Consider the following 2,283-nt stretch of genomic DNA (forward strand, 5'->3'; position numbering starts at 1 on the left):
GCTGAGATGTCATTATCTTGAAATAAGACTCTCACTAATTCGCTTTCAATGATTGATGCTAGATTAAATTGATAAATTCGTTTTTTGTTTTTTTGGCGTTCCTTCAAAATACTCATCTCATAAGACTGCGCCTTCATTAGTGATGTGATTGAGGAAAATATATTTTTGTCGTTTTGAGGGGACGAATTTGCTTTGCTCATTTCTTGGAAGGCGAATACGTCTACATTTGGTGCGGAAAATAACATTGGGCATGCTTTTGATAGTTTTTCGTGATAAGACGGAGACCATGTCATTTTTGACATGTAGTGATGTATTGCAGGATGGTTAGTCCAGCCTTTAAAAGGGCGCCAATTATAGTTGGGGTCTTTGTCGTCCACCGGGCGAGATAGAAGAGCCCATGAGTTAGCTTCGTTTTTTTTGCAGCTTATAATTATTACGGTGTAAATGCTTAAGTCTTTTAGGTTTGTAACTTTATAGGCTAGTAGATCAATCTCCCTTACCGTTCCCTCTAGGTCATCAATATAACAACGGTTGCTAATCAGGTGCCATCCGTTTTTTCTCAAGGTTTGTCCGATTTCATACTCCAGTTTGAAGCCAGTTTTCGAAATTGATTGAGCAATATTTACCAGGTCAATAGCCATGTCACTCCTTTTGAATCATGGTTAAGTAATGTGAAAATTTTTTCCAATTTGTCAATTGGAAATAGCTTTGATGTAATTCTTCTTGATGACCGGGATAAATCGTATTATGACATCCTGAAACTTGCATGTGTTTCGCAAATGTTCGTGCATCAGTTTCAATTCATATTGAGCCATCAATGGTATTTCAGTTTTAACCGGAGTCGCTGCGTGCTGATCGCACAGTAGCCATAGGCAAACAACATAGTCTTTGCCGTGTATGTCCGCTATGTTGGGTTTGATGTAATCTAAGTATTCTGTTTTTTTTGTACTGGTGGATAAATCTATATGTTTCCTGATCTCTCCGAGGAAAGGTTGATCGTTAATGAATGCATGGCAATAGAATTGAGCTTGTGAAAATAAATAGTTTGTTGAAGAGGCATTTTTGTATGGTTTGCAATGAATGATTCTAATTTTATTGTCATTCGTGAGATCTAGGATGTCACAAAATTCTTTGTCTTTGCGACCAGAACCGATTTGAAGTTTTGCTTGGTCAAACAAAACGCATGAGGGGCGTATTTCGCAGATTGTCTTGTTAAAGATGCTCTCTCTATTCTGCATTTTTTCATCGTCGCTGATATCGATCCCCCTATAAATCTCCTCGCAAGCCTCTTCGTGGAGCGTGATTTGAGTGAAGTTGGTTATTTCGCTGTAGAAATCGTTATCTACCTCCAGCCATTTCCCATCACTCAATACAAAATATCTCTCTCCTAGAGCATGCTCAAAAGATAGGCAGTTATATAGCGGCCATTTCTTATAGCCAAGCACTTGGTCCTCTTCATATGAGTACGCATAAATATGTTTTGATTTTAGGTTTTTAGCGGTTATTTTTTCTGCACTTATATGTTCGTATATTTGGCGAATTTCTAAATATGCATAAGTTTTATCGCCGGTTTTTTTGTTGTTTGAGTATGCGAGCCCGTAGTCTGAGTCAATTAGTACTTCTGGGATTCCGAGGCTAATATTGCTTGTGTTTTTCAAACGGAGTTGGTTGATTAGATACTCATTTAGAGTATTGCTGTCTGACTCCGTTGCCTCGTCGAAATGTTTGTAATTTGGGAATAGTTTGGTGTACTCTCTGCTTGCATAAGCCACTAGAAAATCTTCGCAATAGTCGATTAATATGTGCCAGTTAAGCTTCTCTTTTCCAACGATTTTTATTGTTAAGTTGTTTCGGCCTTGAAGGGTTATGTTTTTATGGTTCTTCATGTGAGCCGAAATATAACGCAGGTCTTCCGCTTCGCTAAGGCCAAAAGCGAAAGCGTCAGCCGGTTTATTTACCTGCCTATCAATATGTGTTGGTGTAATTGCGTGGCTCTCACTTTTTGTCTGGCGTATTTCTTCGTTGCCACACATGTTCATGGCTGTTTTAATTCCGAAGTCCGGCTCAAAGGCATGGCGATCAAGATAGCTTACGGCACTCCGTCCAAATGTAGCTGCAAACACTCGGCCATTGATGGCTAAAAATAAAATCCCATTTGGATTCCTATTTTTTGAACTGAAGAGTGGCGCATCGTTCAGAGGGAGTTTTTCATTAATAAAATTTAGCCATGGCGGATTTGATTTTACGCTTGTGGTTTCAAAGTATATAAAGTGACAATCGATA

General features: G+C 38.8%; 2 protein-coding genes. Both read right to left on the minus strand.

The window, feature by feature from the left end:
• Window positions 1-641 (minus strand): hypothetical protein (locus F8N49_RS27285; protein ID WP_218574937.1); only part of this gene is annotated, 641 nt, incomplete at its 3' end.
• Between the two features lie 51 nt (window positions 642-692).
• Window positions 693-2,283 (minus strand): DUF6119 family protein (locus tag F8N49_RS27290; RefSeq protein ID WP_178117090.1); only part of this gene is annotated, 1,591 nt, incomplete at its 5' end.

The sequence above is a fragment of the Pseudomonas sp. GXM4 genome, assembly GCF_008923895.1.
Classification (GTDB): Bacteria; Pseudomonadota; Gammaproteobacteria; order Pseudomonadales; family Pseudomonadaceae; genus Aquipseudomonas; species Aquipseudomonas atacamensis.